The sequence below is a fragment of the Saccharomonospora sp. CUA-673 genome, from assembly GCF_001942305.1.
Taxonomy (GTDB): domain Bacteria; phylum Actinomycetota; class Actinomycetes; order Mycobacteriales; family Pseudonocardiaceae; genus Prauserella.
In genome coordinates, this window is the sequence record NZ_MKKE01000033.1 from 60,957 (window position 1) to 86,357 (window position 25,401).

At 72.6% G+C, this 25,401-nt stretch carries 19 protein-coding genes and 5 pseudogenes; 7 read left to right on the top strand and 17 right to left on the bottom strand.

Annotation, left to right across the window (positions count from 1 at the left end; all coding sequences use genetic code 11):
• Positions 1-15: 15 nt before the first annotated feature.
• From BJF85_RS15525 to BJF85_RS15545, 5 genes and pseudogenes are all read right to left on the bottom strand, one after another.
• Entirely contained in the window at positions 16-2,139 is a 2,124-nt protein-coding gene (locus tag BJF85_RS15525; protein WP_075848462.1) for a 3-hydroxyacyl-CoA dehydrogenase NAD-binding domain-containing protein, read from the bottom strand.
• Complete coding sequence (locus BJF85_RS15530) at positions 2,121-3,323, bottom strand: thiolase family protein (RefSeq protein ID WP_075848464.1); 1,203 nt, start codon at positions 3,321-3,323, stop codon at positions 2,121-2,123. The genes BJF85_RS15525 and BJF85_RS15530 overlap by 19 nt, the downstream gene beginning before the upstream one ends.
• 138 nt (positions 3,324-3,461) lie before the next feature.
• Positions 3,462-4,688 carry a ribonuclease D gene (locus BJF85_RS15535; protein WP_075848735.1) on the bottom strand — a complete coding sequence of 409 codons (1,227 nt, stop codon included), beginning with the start codon at positions 4,686-4,688 and terminating at the stop codon, positions 3,462-3,464.
• A 126-nt stretch (positions 4,689-4,814) separates the two neighbouring features.
• Positions 4,815-5,530 (bottom strand): annotated as a pseudogene (locus BJF85_RS15540) (response regulator).
• Between the two features lie 485 nt (positions 5,531-6,015).
• A pseudogene (locus BJF85_RS15545) lies at positions 6,016-6,569 on the bottom strand (DUF3000 domain-containing protein).
• Between the two features lie 97 nt (positions 6,570-6,666).
• On the opposite strand from BJF85_RS15545, the gene hemE reads away from it, so the two are divergent.
• The 5 genes and pseudogenes from hemE to BJF85_RS15570 all read left to right on the top strand — a co-directional run bounded on the left by hemE (position 6,667) and on the right by BJF85_RS15570 (position 10,662).
• On the top strand, positions 6,667-7,788 hold the full coding sequence (gene hemE / locus BJF85_RS15550; RefSeq protein WP_083666438.1) for a uroporphyrinogen decarboxylase: 1,122 nt from the start codon (positions 6,667-6,669) through the stop codon (positions 7,786-7,788).
• A gap of 7 nt (positions 7,789-7,795) precedes the next feature.
• Positions 7,796-9,233 (top strand): annotated as a pseudogene (gene hemG, locus BJF85_RS15555) (protoporphyrinogen oxidase).
• A 4-nt stretch (positions 9,234-9,237) separates the two neighbouring features.
• Positions 9,238-9,936, top strand: a complete 699-nt coding sequence (gene hemQ / locus BJF85_RS15560) for a hydrogen peroxide-dependent heme synthase (RefSeq protein ID WP_075848466.1) — start codon at positions 9,238-9,240, stop codon at positions 9,934-9,936.
• 47 nt (positions 9,937-9,983) lie between these two features.
• Positions 9,984-10,256: a hypothetical protein gene (locus BJF85_RS15565; RefSeq protein ID WP_075848468.1), complete on the top strand. Its 273-nt coding sequence runs from the start codon at positions 9,984-9,986 to the stop codon at positions 10,254-10,256.
• Positions 10,249-10,662 carry a type II toxin-antitoxin system VapC family toxin gene (locus tag BJF85_RS15570; RefSeq protein WP_075848470.1) on the top strand — a complete coding sequence of 138 codons (414 nt, stop codon included), beginning with the start codon at positions 10,249-10,251 and terminating at the stop codon, positions 10,660-10,662. The genes BJF85_RS15565 and BJF85_RS15570 overlap by 8 nt, the downstream gene beginning before the upstream one ends.
• A 47-nt stretch (positions 10,663-10,709) precedes the next feature.
• Here the strand turns inward: BJF85_RS15570 and msrB are convergent, their stop codons facing one another.
• The 7 genes from msrB to BJF85_RS15605 form a co-directional block, all read right to left on the bottom strand.
• Positions 10,710-11,099: a peptide-methionine (R)-S-oxide reductase MsrB gene (msrB, locus tag BJF85_RS15575; RefSeq protein ID WP_075848472.1), complete on the bottom strand. Its 390-nt coding sequence runs from the start codon at positions 11,097-11,099 to the stop codon at positions 10,710-10,712.
• A gap of 102 nt (positions 11,100-11,201) precedes the next feature.
• On the bottom strand, positions 11,202-11,501 hold the full coding sequence (locus tag BJF85_RS15580) for a hypothetical protein (RefSeq protein WP_075848739.1): 300 nt from the start codon (positions 11,499-11,501) through the stop codon (positions 11,202-11,204).
• A gap of 51 nt (positions 11,502-11,552) precedes the next feature.
• Positions 11,553-12,968, bottom strand: a complete 1,416-nt coding sequence (locus tag BJF85_RS15585; protein WP_255375668.1) for a serine/threonine-protein kinase — start codon at positions 12,966-12,968, stop codon at positions 11,553-11,555.
• A gap of 239 nt (positions 12,969-13,207) precedes the next feature.
• Positions 13,208-13,900, bottom strand: coding sequence for a TVP38/TMEM64 family protein (locus BJF85_RS15590; RefSeq protein WP_369822188.1), 693 nt, complete (start codon positions 13,898-13,900; stop codon positions 13,208-13,210).
• Between the two features lie 13 nt (positions 13,901-13,913).
• Complete coding sequence (locus BJF85_RS15595; RefSeq protein ID WP_075848478.1) at positions 13,914-15,173, bottom strand: AMP-binding protein; 1,260 nt, start codon at positions 15,171-15,173, stop codon at positions 13,914-13,916.
• Positions 15,174-15,286: 113 nt separating this feature from the next.
• Positions 15,287-16,792, bottom strand: a complete 1,506-nt coding sequence (locus BJF85_RS15600) for an alpha/beta fold hydrolase (protein WP_255375669.1) — start codon at positions 16,790-16,792, stop codon at positions 15,287-15,289.
• A 177-nt stretch (positions 16,793-16,969) separates the two neighbouring features.
• On the bottom strand, positions 16,970-17,758 hold the full coding sequence (locus tag BJF85_RS15605; RefSeq protein WP_075848482.1) for a pyrimidine reductase family protein: 789 nt from the start codon (positions 17,756-17,758) through the stop codon (positions 16,970-16,972).
• A 55-nt stretch (positions 17,759-17,813) separates the two neighbouring features.
• On the opposite strand from BJF85_RS15605, the gene zapE reads away from it, so the two are divergent.
• Entirely contained in the window at positions 17,814-18,866 is a 1,053-nt protein-coding gene (gene zapE, locus BJF85_RS15610) for a cell division protein ZapE (protein ID WP_075848741.1), read from the top strand.
• On the opposite strand, the gene BJF85_RS15615 is transcribed toward zapE, so the two are convergent.
• The 3 genes and pseudogenes from BJF85_RS15615 to rocD form a co-directional block, all read right to left on the bottom strand.
• On the bottom strand, positions 18,814-19,443 hold the full coding sequence (locus tag BJF85_RS15615) for a phosphatase PAP2 family protein (protein ID WP_075848484.1): 630 nt from the start codon (positions 19,441-19,443) through the stop codon (positions 18,814-18,816). The genes zapE and BJF85_RS15615 overlap by 53 nt on opposite strands.
• Before the next feature lie 8 nt (positions 19,444-19,451).
• Positions 19,452-20,818: pseudogene (locus tag BJF85_RS15620) on the bottom strand (DUF2252 domain-containing protein).
• A 49-nt stretch (positions 20,819-20,867) separates the two neighbouring features.
• Positions 20,868-22,153 (bottom strand): annotated as a pseudogene (gene rocD, locus BJF85_RS15625) (ornithine--oxo-acid transaminase).
• Between the two features lie 163 nt (positions 22,154-22,316).
• Here rocD and BJF85_RS15630 point away from each other — a divergent pair.
• Positions 22,317-24,398: a S9 family peptidase gene (locus tag BJF85_RS15630; protein WP_075848486.1), complete on the top strand. Its 2,082-nt coding sequence runs from the start codon at positions 22,317-22,319 to the stop codon at positions 24,396-24,398.
• Here BJF85_RS15630 and BJF85_RS15635 read toward each other — a convergent pair.
• A complete protein-coding gene (locus BJF85_RS15635; RefSeq protein WP_075848488.1) occupies positions 24,395-24,772 on the bottom strand; it encodes a CrcB family protein in 378 nt (125 codons plus the stop codon). The two genes, BJF85_RS15630 and BJF85_RS15635, sit on opposite strands and share 4 nt — an antisense overlap.
• The gene (locus BJF85_RS15640; protein ID WP_075848490.1) at positions 24,769-25,173 is read right to left on the bottom strand and encodes a CrcB family protein; all 405 of its coding nucleotides are present in this window, start codon (positions 25,171-25,173) and stop codon (positions 24,769-24,771) included. The genes BJF85_RS15635 and BJF85_RS15640 overlap by 4 nt, the downstream gene beginning before the upstream one ends.
• Between the last annotated feature and the right edge of the window lie 228 nt (positions 25,174-25,401).

Genomic DNA, 25,401 nt, shown 5'->3' on the forward strand with positions numbered 1-25,401 from the left:
CGCGGTCAGCTCACCTCATGCGGTGGGAACCGAGGCGACGCCCGGAGCGAGAAAGGGCTTGCCCGCGACCTTCTCCGACACGCCCGCGCGGTCGAGGTACGGCGTGATACCGCCCAGCCAGAACGGCCAGCCCGCACCGAGGATCATGCACAGGTCGATGTCCTGCGCCTCGGCGACCACGCCCTCGTCGAGCATGATCCGGATCTCCTCGGCGAGCGCGCCCAGGGCGCGCTCGCGCACCTGCTCGGCCGTCGACGGCGCATCGCCCTGCTGCCACAGCTCGGCGACCTCCGGGTCGACCGTCTGGTTGCCGGACGAGTCCCACTGCCACACGGCCGACTTGCCGGCGTCGACGAACCGCTTGAGGTTGTCGCTGACGCCATACCGCTCGGGGAACGCCTCGTGCATCGTCTCGGCCACGTGCAGCGCCACCGGCGGGCCGACCAGCTGCAGCAGCGTCATCGGCGACATCGGCAGGCCCAGCGGGTCGAGCGCCGAGTCGGCGACGTCGAACGGCGTGCCCTCGTCCACGGTGGCCAGCACCTCGCCGAGGAACCGCGTCAGCACGCGGTTCACGACGAACGCGGGCGCGTCCTTGACCAGTACGCTCGACTTCTTCAGCTGCTTGCCCACCGAGAAGGCGGTCGCCAGCGTCGCGTCGTCGGTCTTCTCGCCGCGGACGATCTCCAGCAGCGGCAGCACCGCGACCGGGTTGAAGAAGTGGAAGCCGACGACCCGCTCCGGGTGCTGCAGCTCGGCCGCCATCTCCGAGATCGACAGCGACGAGGTGTTCGTCGCCAGCACGCACTCGGGGCTCACGTGCTGCTCGAGCTCGGCGAACACCTGGCGCTTGACGCCCATGTCCTCGAAGACCGCCTCGATGACGAAACCGGCGTCGGCGAACGCGGCCTTGTCCAGCGAGCCCGACACCAGCGCCTTCAGGCGGTTGGCCTCGTCCGGGCTCACGCGCTTCTTCTCGAGCAGCTTGTCGATCTCGCCGTGCACGTAGGACACACCCTTGTCGATGCGGCCCTGGTCGACGTCGGTGAGCACGACCGGAACCTTCAGCCTGCGGACGAACAGCAGCGCCAGCTGGCTGGCCATCAGACCCGCGCCGACGATGCCGACCGTGCCGACCTGGCGCGCCAGCGACTTGTCCGGGGCGCCGGCGGGCTTCTTCGCACGCTTGTTGACGAGGTTGAACGAGTACAGCCCGGCCCGCAGCGGGTCGGACATCAGCAGCTCGGCCAGACCCTCGGTCTCCGCGGCGTAGCCGGTGTCGAGGTCGGCGTTGCGGGCCAGCTCGAGCAGCTCGAGGGCCTTCTCCGCACCCGGCGACGCGCCCTTCGTCTTGCCGGCCACGACGGCCTTGGCGCGGCCGAGGGCGGCGTCCCACTCCTGGCCGCGGTCGATCTCCCGGCGGGCCGGGGCGACCTCGCCGCGGACGACCTTGGACAACCACAGCAGCGACTGCTCGAGGTAGTCGGCCGAGGGCAGCAGCTCGTCGGTGATGCCGAGCTCGGCGGCCTGGGCCGGCTTGAGCATCTTGTTCTGGTTGAGAGCGTTCTCGATGATCACGGTCACCGCGGCGTCCGGGCCGATGAGGTTCGGCAGCAGCTGCGTGCCGCCCCAGCCCGGGAACAGCCCGAGGAACACCTCGGGCAGCGAGATCGCGGCGACGTTGTCGGCCATCGTGCGGTAGTGGCACGACAGCGCCAGCTCGAGCCCGCCGCCCATCACCGCGCCGTTGACGAACGCGAAGGTCGGGATCTGCGACTCGGTGAACCGGCGGAACACGTCGTGCCCGGTCTGCGCGATCTGCGTCGCCAGCGCCGGGTCCGAGATCTGCTCCACACCGGACAGGTCGGCGCCCACGGCGAAGATGAACGGCTTGCCCGTCACGGCGATCGCCGCCGGGTCGGCCGCCACGGCCTCGTCGAACGCCGCGTTCAGGCTCACCAGGCTCTGCGGGCCGAACGTGGACGGACGCGTGTGGTCGTGGCCGTTGTCGATGGTGATGAGGGCGACCGGCTTGTCGAGGCCGGGCACCGAGACCAGGCGCGTCACCGCGTGGGTGACGACCTCGTCGGGGAAGGCCGTCCTGGCCTGCTCAGCGGTGATCACTTGTTGCCCTCCCATGCCGGGTTCTCCCAGATGACCGTTCCGCCCATGCCGATGCCGATGCACATGGTCGTCATGCCGTAGCGCACGTCGGGGCGCTCGGCGAACTGGCGCGACAGCTGGGTCATCAGCCGTGCGCCCGAGGAGGCGAGCGGGTGACCGCAGGCGATGGCGCCGCCCCACTGGTTGACCCGCGGGTCCTCGTCGTCGATGCCGAAGTGGTCGAGGAACGAGAGCACCTGGACGGCGAACGCCTCGTTGATCTCGAACAGGCCGATGTCGGAGATCGACAGGCCGGTGCGCTGCAGCACCTTCTCGGTGGCCGGGACCGGGCCGATGCCCATGACCTCGGGCTCGACGCCGGCGAACGCGTAGCCGACCATCCGCATGCCGACCGGCAGGCCGAGCTCCCGCGCGGTGTCCTCACCGGCGAGCAGGGCGCCGGTGGCACCGTCGTTCAGGCCGGCGGCGTTGCCCGCGGTGACCCGGCCGTGCGGCCGGAACGGGGTCTTGAGGCCGGCGAGGTTCTCCAGCGTGGTGCCCGGCCGCGGCGGCTCGTCCTCGGTGGCCAGGCCCCAGCCCAGCTCGGGGTGGCGCGTGGCGACCGGAACCAGCTCGGGGCCGATGTTGCCGGCCTTGACCGCGTCGGCGTAGCGCTCCTGGCTGCGCACGGCGTAGGCGTCGCAGCGGTCCTTGGTGATGCCGGGGAAGCGGTCGTGGACGTTCTCCGCGGTCTGGCCCATGACCAGCGCGGACTGGTCGACGATCTTGTCGGACAGGAACCGCGGGTTCGGGTCGACGCCCTCGCCCATCGGGTGCCGGCCCATGTGCTCGACACCGCCGGCGATCGCGACGTCGTAGGCACCGAAAGCGATGCCGCCCGCCACCGAGGTGACGGCGGTCATGGCGCCTGCGCACATGCGGTCGATCGAGTAGCCGGGCACGGACTTCGGCAGGCCGGCCAGCAGGGCGGCGGTGCGGCCGATGGTCAGGCCCTGGTCACCGATCTGCGTGGTCGCCGCGATCGCGACGTCGTCGACGCGCTCGGGCGGAAGCTCCGGGTGGCGGCGCAGCAGCTCGCGGATGACCTTGACGACCAGATCGTCGGCCCGTGTGTTGGCGTAGATGCCCTTGTCGCCGGCCTTGCCGAACGGGGTTCGTACCCCGTCGACGAAGGCCACGGTGCGCGCGGGTGCGGACACGGGTGCTCCTTCGGGAAGTGGGAACTCGAGACCGACCGACGACGTTGTTACCGGCCGGTAACCGCGATGGTAGTCCCGCAGCGTGGGAGTGTGCAGGGTGGGCTCGCCCACTTCAGCGACCCCCGAAGGATCTGCTGGTTACGCCGTCTTGTGCAGGGCCTCGCTGAGGACCTCGGCGGTGAGATCGACCTGCCACTGCCGGGCGCCGCCCTCGGCGAGCGCCGCGGCGACACCCTGGGGCGAGCGGTCCTCCGGCGGACGCCAGCAGGTCCGGCGGAGCAGATCCGGCAGCAGGAGGTTCTCGACCGGCAGGGCGTGCCGCTCGGCGATCGCCCCGAGGGACGTGCGCGCCGCCCCGAGCCGAGCGGCGGCGTCGGGGTCCTTGTCGCCCCACCGGTTCACCGGCGGCGGTCCGTCGTTCTGGGTCGTGGTGCTCGGCAGCTGCGATTTCGGCAGTTCCCGGGCGGCCTTGAGGTGCTTGAACCACATCGCCGAGTAGCGGCGCTGGACGCGGCCGCCGAACACCGGCAACGCCTGCAGCGCCTCCTGGGTGCCGGGTTCGGACAGCGCGGCGTTGACGATCGCGTTGTCCGGCAGCACGCGACTGGGCGCCCGGTCGCGCTTGCGGGCCATCTCGTCGCGCGCCTCCCACAGGGCGCGCACCGCGGCGAGGCCACGCGGGGTGCGCACCTTGTGCACCCCGGAGGTGCGGCGCCACGGCTCGGCCCGCGGGGCCGGGGCAGGCGCGGTGCGGACGGCCTCGAACTCCTGCCGGGCCCAGTCGAGCTTGCCCTGCTCGGTGAGCTCGGCCTCGAGGGCCGCGCGCAGCGGGACGAGCAGTTCGACGTCGAGGGCGGCGTAGTTGAGCCAGTCCTGGGGCAGCGGCCGCGTCGACCAGTCGGCGGCGCTGTGGCCCTTCTCGAGCGTGTAGCCCAGCAGTTTCTCGACGAGAGTGCCGAGCGCGACCCGTTCGTGGCCGGCCAACCGGCCTGCGAGTTCGGTGTCGAACAGCGACGGCGGATGCAGACCCAGCTCGGTCAGGCACGGCAGGTCCTGCGACGCGGCGTGCAGGACCCACTCGGTGTCGTTCAGGACCTCGGCCAGCGGGCCGAGCTGCTCGGCGAGCGGGATCGGGTCGATGAGCACCGTGCCGGCGCCCTCGCGCCGGATCTGCACCAGATAGGCCTTCGGCCAGTACCGGTAGCCCGATGCGCGTTCGGTGTCGACGGCGATCGGTCCGGTGCCCGCGGCCAGGCGCGTGCACGCGTCGTGGAGGCCGTCGACGTCGTCGACGACCGGTGGGGTGCCGCCCACCGGTTCGGTGAGCAGCTGCGGTGCAGGCGCCTGCTCCTCGCCTGCCGGCACCGACGGTGCCGTGCCCGCCGACGCCGCGGCGGTCGCTGAGGAGGTGTTTTCGGCGTTCTGCACGAGTACGAACCCTACGGACGGCCGCCTTGCCCCTGGCGAGCCGTCCCGTAGGGCTTGATGGTGTTAGCGGATGACGCCGGCTCGCATGGCCAGCGCCACCATCTGGGCCCGGTCGCCGGTGCCGAGCTTGCGCCCGATCCGGGACAGGTGCGACTTCACCGTGAGGGCGGAGAGGCTGAGCTCCTCGCCGATCTCCTTGTTGGACTGGCCGTCGGCCACCAACTGCAGGACCTCCACCTCGCGAGCCGAGAGCTCACGCGGGGTGTTGTCGGTGCCCGGAACCCGGGTTCCGGTCGCCAGCACCGGGGCCACACTCGGGTCGCGTACACGCCCCCGTCGAGGACCCGGCGCACGCCGTCGGTGACGACCACCGGCGACGCGGACTTCAACAGGTAGGCCTGGGCGCCTGCCTGGAACGCCGAACGGACCGCATAGGGATCGTCCGACGAGGCCAGGACCACGACCCGTGGCCAGCCGTTGCTGCGGAGCTCGGTGACCAGCTCGATGCCGCTGCCGTCCGGCAGTCCGAGATCGAGGATGGCGAGATCGCACGGCCCGGTGGCCGTCGCTCGCGCCCTCGCCTCGGCCACCGTAGCGGCCTCGTGCACCGTTCCGGCGCCCATCTGGGCCAGTCGCCCGGCGATCGCCTCCCTCAACAACGGGTGGTCATCGACCACCATCACGGAAAACAACTCTTCCCGCGGATGCGGAACCATGCTCGCCGGCAAGGCGCCGGCTGGCGTGGATCGAACGGCCTGAGTAAAGCCGACGGCAGCCACGTCACTACCTCCCTGGAGTCGGTCGTGCCCCCCGACCGGCACCGGGACTTTCGGCCGATCAGCCGCGCCAGCTTTAGACCGAAAGTGGTGTCGTCGAGAGGCACTCTAGCCGCCTGAGTGGGGTAGTGGGGGCATCAAACGGGTATCTATCCCGATCGAGTTGCGGTTCGACGCCTCTGCTGTAGCGCGATGGGATTAATCCGGGAGAAAGGTGTAACACGCGCGTGAGGCTGTGCGATATTGCCCGTTTACGGTGCATGAACTGGGCGTGCATATGACGCGTGCAGGTGGGCGGACCGAGTATGACGCACTCGTCTGCGGGCGGTCTCGGGGCGGTCCGAGGGGTCCACACGGGTCCGGAACGGCTCGGCGTCGGCGACCCGGGAACCGACCTTCGGCGGGGTTCGGAGGCCTCGCGCGCGTGCGTCCGAACGGACCAAGGCCCGATGGCCAGTGGCGTGGGGCAGCGGCGTGGGGGAGCGGCGTCAGGACGAGCGGCGCTGTTCGAACATCGTGACGCCCGCCGGCGGCAGGCCGGCGTAGCTGGCGATCAGCTGACAGAACGCCTCGCCGTGGGGTCCGAGTTCGGCGGTGAGCGGCGTCCAGGACGCGCGCAGCTCGAGGTCGTCGGTGCGCGAGGGTCCGGAGATCTCGCCGAAGCGGGCCGAGGAGGTCTCGGTGACGGTGCCGCCCAGTGCGGTCAGGTCGGCGCCGGTGGCCTCGAGCGCGTCGGTGAGCCAGGACCAGCCGACCGACGGCAGGAACGGATCGGTGGCCAGTTCCTTGTCGATGCCCGCGCGCACGTAGACCACGAGGCGGAAGACGCCGTTCCACGCCTCCTGGCCCTCGGGGTCGTGCAGCAGCACCAGCCGGCCGGACACCTCGACCTCGTCCGGTCCGGTGGTCTCGCAACTGAGTGCGTAGGCCCAGGCGCCAGCCGTTGGGGAGCCTTGATCGGCTCGAGGCTCACCTCCGGCCGCGGCCGCAACGATTGCAGCGCGGCGACGGCGTTGCGGAACTCCTCCGGCGCCTGGGCTATCGCGGTCACTCTCCGAGCCTAAGCCGTCCGGGCGCCCGCGCCCGCCAGGACGCGCCGACGGAAGGCCGACGATCCGGGCGTGGCACCATGAAAGGCGATGACAGTCCCGTTCACCTCCTCGTCCACGTCGGCCGCCGTGGGGACGGCAGCGCAGTCCGGGCAGGCCGGGCCCTCCGCCGCCCGCCGCCACCTGCCCGACGCCCCGCTCCTGGTCGCCGCCCGCGGTGGCACGCCGAAGCACGTGCCGCTGTGGTTCATGCGCCAGGCCGGCCGGTCGCTGCCCGAGTACCGCTCGGTGCGCGAGGGTGTGCCGATGCTGCAGGCGTGCTTCGACCCGGCGCTGCTGACCGAGATCACGATGCAGCCGGTGCGCAGGCACGGGGTCGACGCGGCGATCCTGTTCAGCGACATCGTCGTGCCGCTGTACGCGGCGGGGCTGAGTATCGACATCGTCCCGGGCACCGGACCGGTCGTGGCGCACCCGGTGCGCACGGCGGCCGACGTCGACGCGCTGCCCGAGCTCGTGCCCGAGCAGGTCGCCCCGGTCGCCGACGGGGTGTCGATGCTGCTGGAGGAACTGGGCGAGACGCCGCTGATCGGCTTCGCGGGCGCCCCGTTCACCCTCGCGTCCTACCTGATCGAGGGCGGGCCCAGCCGCAACCACGAACACACCAAGGCGCTCATGCACGCCGAGCCCGAGCTGTGGCACCGGCTCGCGTCCCGGCTCGCCGACGTGACCCTGACCTTCCTCAAGGCCCAGCTGGACGCAGGGGTCGACGCGGTGCAGTTGTTCGACTCGTGGGCCGGTGCGCTCTCGCCGAAGGACTACCGGGAGTTCGTGCTGCCGCACTCGGCGCGGGTGCTGGCCGGGGTGGCCGACTACGAGGTGCCGCGCATCCACTTCGGCGTCGGCACCGGCGAGCTGCTGCCGGCGTTGCACGACGCGGGTCCGGACGTCGTCGGCGTCGACTGGCGGGTGCCCCTCGACGAGGCCGCGCGCCGACTGCGCGCCGCCGGCCAGCCGGAGCCGATCGTGCAGGGCAACCTCGACCCCGCGCTGCTGATGGCGTCGTGGCCGGTGATCGAGTCCGAGGTGCGGCGCATCGTCGAGGAGGGCCGCGCGGCGTCGGGACACATCTTCAACCTGGGCCACGGCGTCCTGCCGGAGACCGATCCGGAGGTGCTGACCCGCGTCGCCCAGCTCGTGCACAGCCTGTGAGGCACGCGTGAGGGTCGCGGTCGTCGGGGGAGGCGTCTCGGGACTGACCGCCGCCTACCGGCTCCGCACGCTGCTGGGCCCGGATACCGCGATCACCGTGTGCGAGGCCGGGTCCGAACTCGGCGGGAAGCTGCGCACGACGAGCCTCGCCGGCCGCCCGTGCGACGTCGGCGCCGAGGCGTTCCTCGCGCGCAGGCCCGAGGCGCTCGACCTGATCGCGGAACTGGGGCTCGGCGACCGCCTGCGGCACCCGTCGGGGGCCGCGTCCGGGGTGCGGGCCGGCGGGCGCACCGTCGGTCTGCCGAAACGCACCGTCATGGGAATCCCCGCCGACGGTGACTCCGTCGCCGGGGTGCTGTCGGAACGCGGCGTCGAACGGGTGGCCGCCGAGCGGGAGCTGCCGCCGCTGGAACTCGGTGACCGGGACGTCTCCCTCGGCGGGCTCGTGCGCGAGCGACTGGGCGACGAGGTCGTCGACCGGCTCGTCGACCCGCTGCTCGGCGGCGTCTACGCCGGCGGCGCGACGGACTCGGGCTGCGCGCCGTGCTGCCCGCCCTCGCGGCCGCCCTGGACCGCGGGCCGACGTCGCTGTCGGCGGCCGTCGCGGCGCAGCTGCCCGCGACGTCCGGGGACCCGGCGACGCCGGCCGCTCCGGCGCCGGTGTTCGGCACCCTCGTCGGCGGTCTGCACACGTTGATCACCACGCTCGCCGAACGGGCCGAGGCCGAGGTGCGGCTCGGCGTCCCGGTGCGCGCCCTGGAACGCCGCGCCGCGGGCTGGCGGCTGACCTTCGGCGCCGTCCCGGACGCCACGCCCCGGCCGAGCGGGACCTCGACGTCGACGCCGTCGTGCTGGCCGTGCCCGCACCCGCCGCCGCGCGGCTGCTGGCCGACGTCGCACCCGCCGCCGCGGGTGCTTACGGCGAGGTCGAGCTGGCGTCGATGGCGGTCGTCTCCCTCGCCCTGCCCGCGGGGACGGAGCTGCCCGACGCGTCCGGCGTGCTGGTCGGGGCCACCGAACACACCGCCGCCGGTGGGCGGTTCACCGCGAAGGCCTTCACGTTCTCCGCCCGCAAATGGCCCCATCAGGCACCGGTCGGGGACGGCCCGGTGCTGCTGCGCGGATCGGTCGGCCGGTTCGGTGACACCACCGCGTTGCGGGCCACCGACGAGGAACTCGTGCGCCGCGTCCGCGCGGACCTGGCCGAACTGACCGGCATCACGGCCGACCCCGTCGACGTCGCCGTGCAGCGGTGGGGCGGCGGCCTGCCGCAGTACGGCGTCGGCCACGCCGAACGGGTCGCGCGGATCGAACGCGCGGTCGTCGGCCTGCCCGGGCTCGCCGTCGCCGGAGCGACCCTGCACGGCGTGGGCATTCCCGCGTGTATCGGCACGGCCGATGCGGCCGCCCGGCGCGTGGCGACCCAGGTCACGGTGGGACCATAGGGTCATGGCTCGGTTGAACTACGACGAACTCAACAACACGATCCGCTACACCATGTGGTCGGTCTTCCGGGTCGAACCCGGCAAGCTGGGCGACGACGACCGCGGCGCGGCGGCCCAGGCCACCACGGAGTACCTGGAGGCGCTCGAGGGCAAGGGCGTCGCGGTGCGCGGGGTGTACGACGTCGCCGGTGTGCGTGCCGACGCGGACTTCATGATCTGGTGGCACGCCGAGGAACTCGAGCAGCTGCAGGACGCCTACAGCGGATTCCGCCGGTCGACCCCGCTGGGCCGGGCGTCGAGGCCCGTGTGGAGCCAGGTCGCGCTGCACCGGCCCGCGGAGTTCAACAAGAGCCACATCCCGGCGTTCCTGGCCGGTGAGGACCCCAAGAAGTACGTCTGCGTCTACCCGTTCGTGCGCTCCTACGAGTGGTACCTGCTGCCGGACGACGAGCGCCGGAAGATGCTCGCCGACCACGGCAAGGAGGCCCGCGACTACCCGGACGTGAGGGCCAACACGGTGCCGGCGTTCGCGCTCGGCGACTACGAGTGGATCCTCGCTTTCGAGGCCGACGAACTGCACCGCATCGTCGATTTGATGCGCCACCTGCGCGGCACCGAGGCGCGCCGACACGTGCGGGAGGAGATCCCGTTCTACACCGGGCCCCGCGTCGAACCGGGCGAGCTGGTCAAGAACCTGCCCTGACCCGGGCGAAGTGGCCAAGATGGTCGCCGTAGCGCTAAAGTAGCGCTATGGCGACCATTCAGATCCGTGACATCCCGGACGAGGAGTACGAGGCCCTGCGTGCCGCGGCAAGTGCGGAGGGCAAGTCGCTGCAGTCCTACATGCGGGAGCAGGCGGCTTTTCTGGCGCGTGTTGCCCGGAAGCGCTCCGTGTTCGAACGTCTGCGGGCGGAGTTGGCCGAGCGAAACGAGCCGGGCGTGACCGCGGACAGCGTCCTGGCCGATCTCGACGACATCCGCGGTCCGTGGCCGGGCGAGGAGAACACGGCGCACCGTGGGTGATGAGGTCGTCGCCGACGCTTCGACGTTGATCGTGATGTTGATCGAGCGGACCCGACGGGCGGAGGAATTGGGCAGACGTCTTGCCGCGGGTGCGGTGCACGCGCCTCACCTCGTCGATGCCGAGGTGGGCGACGTGCTCCGGAAGCACGTACTGCGGGGTGATCTCTCGGCCGACGGTGCGTCGGCGGCGATGGCGGCGATGGACTTCGTCGTGGACGAACGGTATCCCCATGCGGGGCCGTTGAGCCGCGGTGCCTGGGACCTACGCGACCGCGTCCGGTTCTACGACGGGCTGTACGTCAGTTTGGCCGCCCGGCTCGACCTCCCACTGGTGACCGCCGATGCACGGTTGGGCAGGGCGCACGGGCTGCCGTGTGCTGTGGAGGTCGTGCCCGCCGCTGGGTGAGGAGGGTGTCCCACGCGGGCGGGGGCTGGGTGCGACGTGGGTGGTCGCTAGTCGGTGGCGACGAGCCTCAGGGCTACCGAGTTGATGCAGTAGCGCTGATCGGTGGGGGTTCCGTAGCCCTCGCCCTCGAAGACGTGGCCCAGGTGGCCGTGGCAGGTGGCGCACAGGACTTCGACGCGCACCATGCCGAGCGAGACGTCCTTGCGCAGGATCACGGCGTCCGAGTCGGCCGGGTCGTAGAACGACGGCCATCCGCAGTGGCTGGCGAACTTCGTGGTCGACCGGAACAGTTCCGCGCCGCATCCGCGGCATTCGTAGACGCCCTCGGTGTCGGTCTCGTTGTACTCCCCGGTGAACGGCCGTTCCGTTCCGGCCTTGCGGAGCACGGCGTAGGCGTCCGGGCCGAGTTCGGCGCGCCACTGCTCGTCCGACTTCACGACACTCGCTGATCGGCGCGGGGCTGATCGACACCGGGCCGATCGACGCCGGGACGGTCGGTGTCCGGGGTGGGGTTCGCGGCGGGCTCCATGCCGTCCAGGTTACCGGGAGACGTGCTCGACGACGGCGCTCAGTTGATCCCATGCGGCCACGATCACGCCGAGCAGGATCAGCACGACGATCGCCACGGCGGTCCACCACCGCAGCCCGGTCGCGCGGGTGCTGCCCTCGGCGAACTCGGCGACGCCGCGCAGGGAGCTCTCCACCGTGAACGCGGGTTCGGCCTTCTGCATCTTGTGCAGGTGGTCGGCGAACTCCTGGGCCTCCGGATCATCCGGGTCGAGCCCGATCAGCTCGTCGTCGAACTGCCGCCGACGGCGGGTCTGGTCGTCATCCGGCATGGTGCCCACCGTAGGACATACCGCGTGCGGCGCCCACCGGTGGAACGTCCGCTACTGCGCGGCCGCGCCGTCGACGCGGGTGTCCCCGTCGAGGAGCAGGTCGCCGCCCATGTTGACCACCGTCACCACGTAGGGCGCGGAGCCGTTGCCGAAGTCGAGGTTGACGTGCACGTCGACCGAACCGTCGGGGTTGGCCCCCGGGACGCGGGCGTTGCTCCAGCCGCTGAGCCGGTGCTCCTCCCAGTAGGTGTCGAACTCGTCCTCCGAGCCGTACACGTCCTGTGCGGTCGGGGTGAGGTCGTCCCAGTCGGGCCGGCCGTAGAACTCGCCGACCAGCTGGCCGGCCGCGCCCCATTCGACCGGGCCGCCGGCGTTCGTCTCGCGGCTCGGGGAGGGCGACTGGGTGGTCGTCGGCTGCTGGGAGGTCGTGGGCCCCCCGCCCGCGGCGGGTTCGTCGTCCCCGCCGAGCGTGAACACCAGCACCGCGGCGATCGCCAGCGCCAGGACGCCGAGCGCGGCGAACAGCAGCGGTTTGCGGGATCCGCCGCCGCCCTCGTCGGAGGCGACGGCAGGTGCGCCCGCGGCGGTGGGCTGGTGGGGCGGCGGGGTCTGGTGCTCACGCTGCCACGGTGCGCCGGCCGGTTTGCGGCCGCCGCCGTCGGACACGGCGGGCGACACGGCGGTCGCGGCCAACGGCGTCGCCGGCGCCGCCGCACCGGAGGCGAGCGCGCCGAGCCGCTCGCGGGCCTCGCCCATGCTCGGACGCTCGTCGGGATCGGTGCGCAGCAGGCTCATCAGCAGCGCCGTCGACTGGCCCGCGTGCTGCGGCGGATTGATCTGCCCGTTGGCGGCCGCATAGAGCAGCGCGAGCTGGTTGGTGTTGTCACCGTACGGCGGCAGGCCCTCGATGGCGTGGAAGAGCGTCGCGCCGAGCGCGAACACGTCGGACGCGGGTGTCGGGTCGGCGCCGCGGGCCAGTTCGGGTGCGAGGTAGGCGGGGGTGCCGCCGATCAGCCCGGTCTGGGTGAGCGTGAGGTCACCGCTGGCGCGGGAGATGCCGAAGTCGGTGATCTTGCAGGTGCCGTTGGCGTCGATCAGCAGGTTGCCCGGCTTGATGTCGCGGTGCACGATGCCGGCGCGATGCGCGGCCACGAGGGCCGCGGCGACCTGTTCGCCGATGCGGGCGACCTCCGGGACCGGAAGCGGACCCCGTTCGGCGAGGATCGCCGACAGGCTCTGCGACGGGAGGTACTCCATGACCAGGACCGGATCGCCGTCGTGCTCGGCGATGTCGAACACGACGATGGCGTTGGGGTGCTGGAATCGGGCCGCGTTCTTCGCCTCGCGCATGGCGCGCTGACGCACGGTGGCGCGCTCGGTCTCGGACAGACCCGGCTGCGTCAGGATCTGCTTGACGGCGACCGCTCGCTCGAGGCGTTCATCGACGGCGCGCCACACGATGCCCATGGCGCCGGTGCCGACGTGCTCTACGAGGCGATAGTGGCCTGCGACCAACTGACCGGTGTCGATGACGCCTACTCCTCGGCTACTGCTCTGCTGCTCCTCGAACCCGCGAACTCCGCGTGGTGCACGTCGGCGTGATTCGAGGTCTCGGAAAGGGACCGGTGCGCCACCCCGCTAGCGCCCGTGTCGAGTGTAGCGGCCCGCCGAAACGGCCCGGACGGACCTGTGTGAAGTGCGACGCGTCAGTCCGGTGCGCGTTCCGGTTGCGGGTGCGCGTCTGCTACCTGCGGGTTTTGCGGTGTTCCGGCACGGATCACCCGGATCAGTCCGACGGCTCCGAGCCCGGCGAAAACGGCATAACAGGCGAGCAGTGCCGGCGGCGTGTCGCCGGTCAGTGCGTCGCCGAGGACGACGACGGCGATCGTGCCGGGCAGGCTGCCGAGCGCCGTGCCCACGAGATACGGCCGCAGGCCGATGTGGGATATGCCGCAGCAGTAGCTCAGGGGCGCGAACGGGACGATCGGGATCAGCCGCAGCGACGCGACGGCGAGCATGCCGCCGGATTCCAACCGCGCGTTGACGGCGCGCACCGGCGTGCGGTGCATGTTCCTGGTCACGAACTCCTGGCCCAGCGCGCGGGCGAGCAGGAACCCGAGCAGACCCGACAGCAGGGTGGCGGTGAAGGCGACGCCGATGCCCAGTGCTTCGCCGAGGAGCAGGCCGGCGGCGAGGTTGAACACCGTCCGCGGGATCGGCGCGATCGTGCACACCGCGTAGGCCACCAGGAACAGCCACACCGCGCCGGAGCCGGCGTCGTCGGCCCACGCCCGCAGCGTGGTGGGTGAGGGGATCGGCAGGACCAACGCCGCGACGACGAGCCCGGCCAACAACAGGAGCCCGAGGAGGAGCTTGGTCCGGCGCGGCACGGTACTCACGGTAGAGCAGGACTCACCGGTGCTGCGGTGCCGGCCCTTCGTAGCGGATGTCGCCGTCGGAGGTCAGCGACGCGAGGTCGCCCGTGCGGAACCACCCGGTGGTGTTGTCGGGGACGCAGCCGCCGCGGATCTCCAGCACGCCGTGCTTCGCGGCGGCCGGATCGGGGGCCGCGGTGTCCGGGACGGTCCCGGCGTCCGGCTCGGTGATACGGAGCTCGACGTCGGGGCACACGGGGGTGCCGCCGCCGAGCCACCGGTCGGCGGTCGAGCGGTCGTCGGGCCACAGTGCGAACGGGGCGAGGATGCCGCGTGGTGCGTAGAAGCCGCGGGCCGCGACGCCTGCGGCCTCGAGGCTCTGGGCGGCCTCGGCCGATTCGGCGTTGGGGATGCCCACCCAGCGCAGCGTGGGCAGCGCGGCCGCCGGGTCGGTGTGCGCGGCGGCGAGGTGGCGGGCCGCGGCCTCGTCGGCCACGAGGTGGGTCGCGCTGAACCGGGCCAGCTGCGCGGGCAGGGCCGTCTCGTCGAGCTGCGGGTCGAACAGATACGTGGCGCCTCCGGCCGCCGCGGCCAGGGTGAACGACCAGGCGAGGGGCTGGGCAGCCGGGCGGGTGCAGACCACGAGATCGCCGTCGCCGAGTCCGAGCGCCTCCGCGGTGGCGGTGGCGTGGGCGAGCAGGGTCGATTCTCGGTAGGCGGCCAGGCCGGGGGCGAACGCGACGGCCGGTTCGTCGCCGCCGGCGGCGGGCATCGGCATGCCGGCCGTGGCGGCGCTGGGCTGCCATGCACCGCCGCCCAGGTCCCACGGGGACGGATCGACGGGCGGTTCGGCGTGCGGGCCCGGCACGACGGCCACGGCCGGGGCGAGTGGTTCGGCGGTGTCGGCGTCGCCGCCGTGGGCGGTGATCGCCGCGCGGAGCTTGTCGAGGACCTCGGGGCGCACGCCGACGTCGAGCGCGAGCACGCGCGGCCGCGCGTCGGCGACCGTGTCGACGAGATCGTCGGTGGGGCACTCCGGGTCCAGTCCCACCGCGCACGCACCGAGCGAGGCGGTGGCGAGCTGCCAGCCGAGCAGATCGGACCAGCTGGGCAGGCACACCGCGACGACGTCCCCGCGACCCACTCCCGCTGTGGCCAGATCCGCGCGCAGCTGCAGGGTGCGACGCCAGAGTTCGGAACGACTGACGTGCACGGGCTGCACGGGATCGGCGTCGATCGCGATGATGGCGTGTGGGTCGCGCTTGGTCAGGCCGGAGAGCAACGACAGAAGGTTCACCGCGGGTCAGCGAAACATCCCGCACGGTCCCCGTCAAGTACTGGTCGACGCCCTCGGTGCGTCCCCGGCCGGAAGATCAACTGAAGATCAACTCCCGGCTCGACGTGCACGCGTCAGGCCGGGCAGAGCGTGCCGTCGCGAGGGACGTCCCCGTCGAGGTAGAAGCCGCTGAGCGCCTCGGCGACGCAACCGGACTCCAGTGCCCCGTGCCCGGCGCCCTGCCAGGCCACGTGCACCGCCGAGGGCATCTGCTCGGCCGCGCGGACGGTGCCCTGCTCGGGCGTGACCGGGTCGGTGGCGGTGCTGACGACGACCATCGGCGGGGTCTCGTCGGAGGTGATGTCCCCGGCCTCGTCGGAGCGCGTCGGCCAGGGACTGCACCACACGAGCTCCTGCGCGACGACCCCGCCGAACAGCGGATGATCCTGCGCGAGCTGGTTGGCCGCCTCGGTGATCTGCTCGGCAGGCAGGCGGGCCTCGGTGTCGTTGCACCGGGTGGCGAGCGTGCCGTCGATCCGCGCCGGCGCGTGCTGGTCCTCGACCAGGTGTGGTTGCAGGAACGCCGCGAGCCCGCCGACGTCGCCGCCGCGTGCGGCGCCGACGGCATCGGCGAGCGCGCGCCAACGGTGCGGTTCGGCCAGTCCGCTCAGCACCGCACGCAGCGCCATCGGCCCGGTCATCCGGTAGCCGTCGGGGGTGAACTCGGGCGTCCGGTCGAGACGTTCGGCCATCGCGGTGACGTCGCCGCGCAGGTCGCGGCCGAGCTGCTCGCCGGCGGCGTCCAACGTGGCCTCCGCCCCGCCCGCGACGTCACCGAGCGCCGCCGGACGGTCGTCGGAGGGATCCGGCATGCCGTCGAGCGCGATGCGTCCCGCCTTGTCCGGGTAGCGGGCGGCGTAGAGGGCCAGCACCCGCGAACCCTCGCCGTGGCCGAGGGCATGCAGATGCTCCACACCGAGGTGCTCGCGCACGGTCTCGAGGTCGCCGGTCGTGCGCCAGCTGTCGAACGCGGCCTGTTCGTCGTCGAGGTTGATCGCGCACTGCTGACCCGCCGTGCGGGCCGCGTCGAGCGGCGGCTCGATGTCCTCGGAGGGGTCGGCGTCGAACAGTCCGGGCCGGTCGGTCGAGGGAATGCAGCGCACGCCGTCGGACGCGCCGGTGCCGCGGCGGTCGACGCCGACCAGCGAGTACCGCTCGAGCATCTCGTCGGGCATGCTCGCCGCGAGGCGGGCGGCGTGCACGCTGCCGGGTTCGCCGTCGACGTCGTTGACCACGACCAGCGGGATCGGACCGTCGCCCGCCTTGAGTACCGCGGTGCGCGAGAGCCCGTGTCCGGGCGCGCCGGGGGCGTCGAGGGTGGTGGTGACGGTGGCGCACTCGTAGCTCAGGTCGCCGCGGGCCGCGTCGCCGAGCTGCTCGCGGGTCTCCTCGGCGCAGTCGGTCCAGTTCACGCTCGACGGGCCGGGCGGCTCGGCCTCGGGCAGCGGTGCCGGTTCGGAGTCGTCGCCGGGGCGCTCCTGCGGGGCGGGTGCGTCGTTCTCGACCACGGCGGGACGGGTCGACGGGCCCACGGTGCAGGCGGCGAGCACGACGACCGGCAGGAGCGCGGCGAACGCCACGAGGCGGTCACGACCACGGCGCGGCAACGATCAGGTCTCCCGTTCTCGAAGTGGCATTGCTGTCGATGTGGTTCGGCGGGGTGGCACGGCTGAGCAGCTGCGACCCGCGGGCGGCGGCTGGCGACGTTACCGTCGCACGTGTCCGGTGTGGGACCCGTGAGGCAGAGTGACCGGGTGTCACCGGGAGCGATCCCTGCGGTAGCGGGCGAGCAGGAAGCCGTCCTCGTGCAGCAGCGACGTGAGCTCCATGTTCCGCGGTGCGGACATCGCGGCTGCCGGGTCCGGTGCGCCCGCGACGATGCGGCCCGCACCGGGTCCGGCCAGCAGCGGCGCGTAGGTCAGACACAGCTCGTCGACGAGGTCGGCGGCCACGAGCGAGCCGAACAGGTGCGGTCCGCCCTCGCAGTCGATGCGGAGCAGTCCGCGTTCGCCGAGCAGTGTCACGGCCGCGGCCAGGTCGACGGTCTCGCCGCCCGCGACGACGACCTCGGCCCCCGCGTCGGCCAGCGCCGCGCGGCGCTCGGGCGGGGCGGTGGTGGTCGTCAGCACGATCGTGGGCACCGACGTGTCGGTGATGACCGGGGCGTCGGCGGGCACGGTGCAGCGGCGGCTGACGACGGCGATCGGCGGCACGTCGCTCAGCCCGAACCGGCGCCTGCGTGCGCGTCGACGCTCGCCGCTCCGGGCGCCCCGGTAGCCCTCGGCGAGCGCGGTGCCCGCCCCGACGAGGATCACGTCGGCCAGGTCCCGGCCCAGCAGGAACACCTGCTTGTCGGCGGGGCTCGACAGGCCCTCGGAGGCGTCGTCGACGGCGACCGCACCATCGGCGGAGGCCACGAAGTTGGCCTGGATCCACGGCCGTTCGAGGCCCGCGGGGTAGTCGTACAACTGCTCGAGCTCGGCGTCGGACAGGGCGTGCCCGGTGTCGGACGGGTCGGGGGGCCAGAGACGGTGCACGAGATCAATCCCAACACGGGCGCGCGGCCCAGGTCACATCGGGCCGCCGTCTAGCCTGGTGGGCATGTCTGTCGAGAAGCTGACCGAACGCCGGCCGTCCCTCGGCGCGGACGAGCTGGTCACGACCCTCGTGCCGCCGCCCCGGTTCGACGACGTGCGGCTCTCGACCTACATCCCCAATCCCGACGAGCCGAGCCAGGCCGCCGCGGTCCAGGACTGCGGCGCGTTCGCGGAGCGTGTGGCGGCCGGCCACGGCAAGCGGTCCGGGCTGCGCGGGCTGTTCGGCCGCAAGAACGGCTCGGGCAGCGGCGCCGCGGCCGACGGCAAGCCCGGGCTGTATCTCGACGGCGGCTTCGGCGTCGGCAAGACGCACCTGCTCGCGTCGATCTGGCACGCGGTGCCCGGCCCGAAGTCGTACGGCACGTTCGTCGAGTTGACACATGTGGTGGGCGCCCTCGGATTCGCCGAGGCCGTGCGGCAGTTGTCCCAGCACCGGCTGCTGGCGATCGACGAGTTCGAACTGGACGACCCGGGCGACACCATGCTCGTCAACCGGCTGCTGCGCGAGCTGACCGAGGCGGGCGTGTTCGTGGCGGCGACCTCCAACACGCTGCCCGACAAGCTCGGCGAGGGCCGGTTCGCCGCCGACGACTTCCTGCGTGAGATCCAGTCCCTGTCCGCGCGGTTCGGGGTCGTGCGGGTCGACGGGCCCGACTACCGGCACCGCGGTCTGCCCGAACCGCCCGCCGCCCTGAGCGACGAGGACCTCGCCGCCTCGGCAGGCCGACGCGACGGCTCCACACTCGACGAGTTCGACGCGTTGTGCGAGCACCTGGCGAGCCTGCACCCGTCGGCCTACGGCCTGCTCGTCGACGGGGTGTCGGCGGTGCATCTGCGCGGTGTGCGGCCGGCCGAGGACCAGGCCATCGCGCTGCGGCTCGTCGCGTTCGCCGACCGGCTCTACGACCGCGCGATCCCGGTGCTGGTCTCCGGCGGTTCGCTCGACGAGCTGTTCACCCCGGAGATGCTGGCCGGCGGCTACCGCAAGAAGTACCTGCGGGCCGTCAGCCGGCTGACCGCCCTGGCCCGCGACGCCGAGGCGACGGCCCTGCGCTGACGCCCGGCCGATCGCCGGGGAAGCGGTTCAGAGCCCACCACACGGCGGTCGTGACCGCGACGGCGAACGCGGCTCCGCCGACGACGTCGGTGACGTAGTGGTAGCCCAGTCCCGCCATGCCGACCGCCGCGAGCGCGGTGAGCACCGCGCCGACGGCGAGCACGACCGTGCGGACGCGGCCCGCCGTCGCCGCCGCCAGCACCGTCACCGCCGTGACGAGGCTGACGGTGTGCCCGCTCGGGTAGGCGAGGTGCTCGTCGTACCAGCGGTCGAACAGCGGCTTGCTCAGAAACGTGTTCACCGTGATCGCCAGGGCCGGGGCGAGGACCGCGAGCGCCGCGACCTCCGGGCGCCCGCGGCGCAGTGCCGTGACCGCGACGGCGAGCAGCACCGCGGCGACCACGGGCAGGAGCGTCGGCCACGTGAACACGGTGAGCACGCCACGGGGCAGTCCGAGCGCGAACCCCTCGACCACCGCGTCCGGCGGTGTCGGCGCGGTGCCGCCCGCCACGAGCAGACCGAGCACGAGCCACCCGGCCAGGCACGCGGGCACGCCGAGCAGCGAGACACGGGGCATGGGCGGGATCAGTCGTCCTCGATCTCGGCGTCCAGCGCACCCGAGCGGACGGCGGCGACCAGTTCGGCGTGGTCGGCCTCGGTCCGGTCGGCGTACCGCACGGCGAAGCGGCCGACCGCCTCGTCCATCTCGCTGTCGTCGGCGAAGTAGCCGGCGAGCAGGCGCGGGTCGAGCGAGCGGGTGTGCGCGCGGGCCAACAGGGCGCCGGCGAGCCGGCCGTAGTCGTCGAGATGGCCGCCGTCGAGGCCGGTGGGGTCGATGTCGCCCTTCATGTTGCGGAACTGGCGCACGATGAACGGCCTGTCGTCGATGCTCGTCCAGCCGAGCAGGATGTCGGTCTCGGCCTGCACGAGCCGGCCGCCGTGGACGATGCGGCGACCCTCGTGCTCCCAGTGCTCGGCGCGCAGGTGGTCGGCCAGCGCGGACGGGCACGCCTCCTTGAGCTGCAGCACCAGGGCCTCGTCCCCGTTGCCGCGCAGCAGCGCGATGTAGGCGCGGCGGCCGACGCTGCCCGTGCCGACGACGCGGAAGGCCACATCGGACACGGCGTAGCGGGTGATGAGGTTGCGCCGCGACTCCCGGAGCGTGTCCACATAGGATTCGAGTCCGGCGACGACGGCGTCGGCGGTCGCCGCGTCGACGCGGGTCCGTTTCGGCGGCTCCTCGGTGAACCGCCAGACACTCGTTCCCGACTCGTGGGTGTACTCCTCGGTGCGCTTCGCCGCGATCTTGGCGCTCGTGTTCTTGCGGGCCTTCGCCGCCGCCTTCGCGAAGTCGTCGATCAGCTCGTCGGCCTTGGCACGTTCGACGGCCGAGCGTCCGGCAGGGCGTTCCACGATTGCAGGAACGGCACCTCGGCCAGCTCCCGCACCGTCCGCCGGTAGGACTTGACCACGTCCTCGGCCGCCTCGACGCACTTCTTCTCCGACACGCCGCCCTCGCGGCCGGCCAGCACGAGGCTCGCCGCGAGTCGTTTGAGGTCCCATTCCCACGGTCCCGGCAGTGTCTCGTCGAAATCGTTGATGTCCATGACGATCTCGCCGTCGGCCGCGCCGTAGAGCCCGAAGTTCGCGGCGTGCGCGTCCCCGCACAGCTGCGCGTCCAGACCACTCGCGGGTGTGCCGGCGAGATCGGCCGCCATCAGCCCGGCCGCGCCGCGGTAGAACGCGAACGGCGAGGCCAGCATGCGGCCGATCCGCAACGGCACCAACTCCGGCAGGCGTCCACAGTTGCTCGCCTCGAGGAACTCGAGCACGCCGGGACGCGTCGGCGGGGCCGCGTCGTGATCGTGCGACGCGGGCGGCACGGCGTCCCGCAGCGCCGTGCCCCGGGCGAGCACGGCCTCGCTGCTCACCGGTGTGCGAAGGTCGACCATCCCGCCATTCTTACGCACCCCGCGGCAGCGCCGGGCCCGATTCGGCGCGTCAGCGCCGAATGACCGCTTCCAGGGCGTCCAGACCGGTGTCCAACTCGTCCTCGGTGATCACCAGCGGCGGTGCGATGCGCAGCGTCGAACCGTGCGTCTCCTTGCACAGCACGCCGCGCTCGCGCAGCGCCTGCGACGCCTCGCGGCCGGTCGGCCCGTCCGGGGCGATGTCGACCCCGGCCCAGAGGCCGCGGCCGCGCACCTCGGCGATCCCGTGGCCGACGAGTCCGGCCAGTCGCGTGTGGAGACGGTGGCCCAACGTCGTGGCGCGCTCGGCGAACTCGCCGCCGGCCAACAGTCGCACCACCGCGCGTCCGACGGCGCAGGCCAGGGGGTTGCCGCCGAACGTCGAACCGTGCTCGCCCGGCTGCAACACGCCGAGGACGTCCTTGCGGCCGACGACCGCCGAGACCGGCACGATGCCGCCGCCGAGCGCCTTGCCCAGCGTGTACAGGTCGGCGCGCACGCCCTCGTGCTCGAGCGCGAACACCGATCCCGTGCGGCACAGACCCGACTGGATCTCGTCGGCGATCAGCAGCGCGCCGGCCCGGTCGCACAGCCTGCGCGCCTCGGCCAGGTAGCCCGGTGGCGGCACGATCACGCCCGCCTCGCCCTGCACCGGCTCGACCAGCACCGCGGCGGTGCGGTCGGTGATGGCGGCGGCGAGCGCCTCGGCGTCGCCGTACGGGACGACGTCGAAGCCCGGCGTGAACGGGCCGAAGTCGCGCGCGCCGTCTCGTCGGTGGAGAACGACACGATGGTCGTGGTGCGGCCGTGGAAGTTCGACGCCGCCACCACGATGCGCGCCTCGCCGTCGGGCACGCCCTTCACGCGGTGCGCCCACTTGCGCGCCACCTTGATGGCCGATTCGACCGCCTCGGCACCGGTGTTCATCGGCAGCACCATCTCGGTGCCGGTCAGCGCGGCCAGCTCGCGGCAGAACAGGCCGAGCTGGTCGTGGTGGAACGCCCGGGAGGTCAGGGTGAGCCGCTCCAGCTGCTCCTTCGCCGCCGCCAGCAGCGCCGGGTGGCCGTGCCCGAAGTTCAGCGCCGAGTAGCCGGACAGGAAGTCGAGGTAGCGCTTGCCCTCGACGTCGGTCACCGTCGCGCCCTCGCCTGCGGAGATCACGACGGGCAGCGGGTGGTAGTTGTGCGTGCTCCACCGTTCGTCCAGCGCGATGTAGTCGGCCGGGCCCGACAGGGTCGCTGCGGGTGCGCCGTCGTGGGTGCCGGAGTCGTCGGCGTGGTTGCCGGCGGAACGGGTGCGGTCGGCGAAGGTCGTCATACGTTCAGACTAGGCGCGGGCGGCGTCGAGATCAGCCGCCGGACATTGCTCGCTGTCGCCGAACATTGCGCGGATCACCGCCCGTGACGGCGAATCGTTGTGCGCCGCCGGCGTGGTGCTGGTCGGGTGGTACCGGTAACGCCGCGGCGGGCGGTCTGCCAGAGTGGGATCCCGTGACGGACGATCTTCCTTCCTGCGCGCGCAGGCGCGGACGCAACGGTTCACCCTCGGCACGCCGCGCCAGTTCCAGGTCACGCCCGACGGTTCGCGGGTCCTGTTCCTGCGGTCGGAGAGCGGCACCGATCGGCGGAACAGTCTGTGGCAGCTCGAGGTCGCCACCGGGGTGGAGACCAAGCTCGTCGACGCCGCGGAACTGCTGCCGGGCGAGGAGGATCTGCCCGCCGAGGAACGGGCCCGCCGCGAGCGTGCGCGCGAGACCTCGGGTGGCGTCGTCGGCTACGCGACCGACGCGGCCTGCACGATGGCGGCGTTCTCGCTGTCGGGCCGGCTCTACACCGCCGATCTGGCGACCGGCGCGACCCGCATGCTCGTCGACGCCGCCGTCGTCGACCCGCGGCCCAACCCGCAGGGCACCCACGTCGCCTACGTCGCCGACCGGCGGCTGCGCGTGGTGGACGTCGCGACGGGCGACGATCGGGCGGTCGTGGTGGAGGACGACCCCGAGGTGAGCTGGGGTCTGGCCGAGTTCATCGCCGCTGAGGAGATGCGGCGGGTGCGCGGCTACTGGTGGTCCCCGGACGGCCGCAGCCTTCTGGTGGAGCGCGCCGACCGGACGCGCGTGCCGCGCTGGAGCATCGCCGATCCGGTCAACCCGGCCGCACCCGTGAACACGGTGGCCTACCCGGCCGCAGGGACGACCAACGTCGACGCGTCGCTCGCGGTCGTGTCGCTCGACGGGGACCGGGTGGACGTGTCGCTCGGCGACTGGGAGTACCTGGCCGCGGTGCACTGGTCGGCCGGCGGCGCGCCGCTGCTGACCCTGCAGACGCGGGACCAGAAGCGGCTCGAGGTGCACGCCCTCGAGGTCGCGGACGGGTCGACGAAGCAGCTGCACGTCGAGACCGATCCGGACTGGGTGGAGCTCGTGCCCGGCGTCCCGGCGTGGACGAGGGACGGGCGGTTCGTGCACGTCGGGGTCGCCGACGACGCCTACCGCCTCTACGTCGACGGTACGGCCGTGACGGGCCCGGAGCTGCAGGTGCGGTCGGTCGTCGACGTCGGCGACGAGGTGCTGTTCAGCGCGTCCGAGGCGGATCCGACACAGATCCACGTGTACCGCACCGACGGTGGTTCGGTGCGGCGGCTGTCGACCGGCGACGGTGTCCACAATGGATCGGGCAGTGTGGACACCGCGGTGCTGTCGTCGTGGAGTCCGGAGTATGCCGGCATTCGCGTGTCGGTGCTGTCCGCGGGCGGGGAGGTCGGCCGCATCGCGTCGGTGGCGGTCGAACCGGGTGTCGTGCCGAACGTGCAGTGGTTGGAACTGGGGGAGCGCGGCCTGCGGGCGGCGCTGGTGCTGCCGACCGGGCACGAACCGGGCAGCGGATCGTTGCCCGTGCTGCTGGACCCGTACGGCGGTCCGCATGCCCAGCGCGTGCTGCGGAGCCGCAACGCGATGTTGACGCCCCAGTGGCTGGCCGATCAGGGATTCGCGGTGCTCGTCGTCGACGGGCGCGGCTCGCCGGGACGTGGACCCGCGTGGGAGCGCGCCATGTCCGGCGATCTCGGTGATGTGGCCCTGGCCGACCAGGTGGACGCGCTGCACGCCGCGGCCGAGCGGTTCGGTGAGCTCGACCTCGGCCGGGTCGCGATCCGCGGCTGGTCGTTCGGCGGATACCTCGCCGCGGCGGCCGTGCTGCGCCGGCCGGACGTGTTCACCGCGGGCGTGGCGGGTGCGCCCGTGACGGACTGGAGCCTCTACGACACCCACTACACCGAGCGCTACCTCGGGCACCCGGAGGAGAATCCCGAGGCCTACGAACGCAACTCGCTGATCACCGACGCGCCGAGCCTGGAGCGGTCGCTGCTGATCGTGCACGGGTTGGCCGACGACAACGTGTTCGTCGCGCACGCGCTGCGACTGTCGTCGGAACTGCTCGCTGCGGGCCGGGCGCACACGTTCCTGCCGTTGGCCGGTGCGACGCACATGACGCCGCAGGCCGAGGAGGTCGCGGAGAATCTGATGCTCACCCAGGTCCGCTGGATCAAGGAACAGCTCGGCTAGCCGAACAGGGTCGAACCGGCCCAGAGTCCAGCGCCGGCGGCCAACAGGCCGCCGGCGATCGTGAGCAGCACGTAGCCGGCGGCCGTGCCGCTGCGGCGCTGCTCGATGAGCCGGACGGTGTCGTAGCCGAACGTCGAGAACGTGGTCAGCGAACCGCACAGCCCGATCCCGGCCAGTGCGAACACGGCCTCGCCCTCGACGCCGGCCGACAGCACCCACGCCGTGAGGACGCCCAGCAGCCCCGAGCCGACGAGGTTGGCGACGAACGTGCCGCGGGGAAACGCCCCGGTCTGCCCGCGGCGCAGCCGCAGGTCGATCAGATAGCGCAGCACGGCCCCACCCGCGCCGCCGAGCAGCACCATCACGCCGGTCACGGCGCCGTCCCCTTCCCGCGCGCCGCGAGCCGGGCCAGGCAGATCCCCACGACGACGGCGAGCAGCGACGCGAACACCGACCCGGCGGCGTAGGCGAACGACGCCACCAGCCGTCCGCCGTCGGCGGCCGAGAGCGTGTCGAGCACGTAGGTCGAGAAGGTGGTGAACCCGCCGAGCACGCCGACCCCCAGGAACGGGCGCAGCAGCCGCGGCGACCGCGCGCGCAGCGACAAGATCGCCATCAGCGCACCGAGCGCGAGACAGCCCGCGACGTTCGCCAGCACCGTCGCGACGCCCGCGGGCGAGGGCAGGGCGAGCCCGAGTCCGTAACGCGCGAGGCTGCCGAGCGCACCACCCGCCGCGACGGCGAGCAGCACGTCCCAGTGGCGGGTTCGGGTCATGGGCCCATCATCATGGATCGTCCGCGGCACGTTCGCCGGCCCCGCGCCGCACGACCGGACGGTGGCGGCGCAGCGTCGCGACGCCGCCGCCGATGCGCACGTCGCCGCCGTCGGCTGAGCGGTGGAGGGGCTCGGCTTTTCCTGCAGGGCCCGTTTGCGCCACCGGAGCCCCAGGCGCTCCACGTCCCGGATGTGTGGGCCTCTCGGACTGCGTTATCCATGTCCACG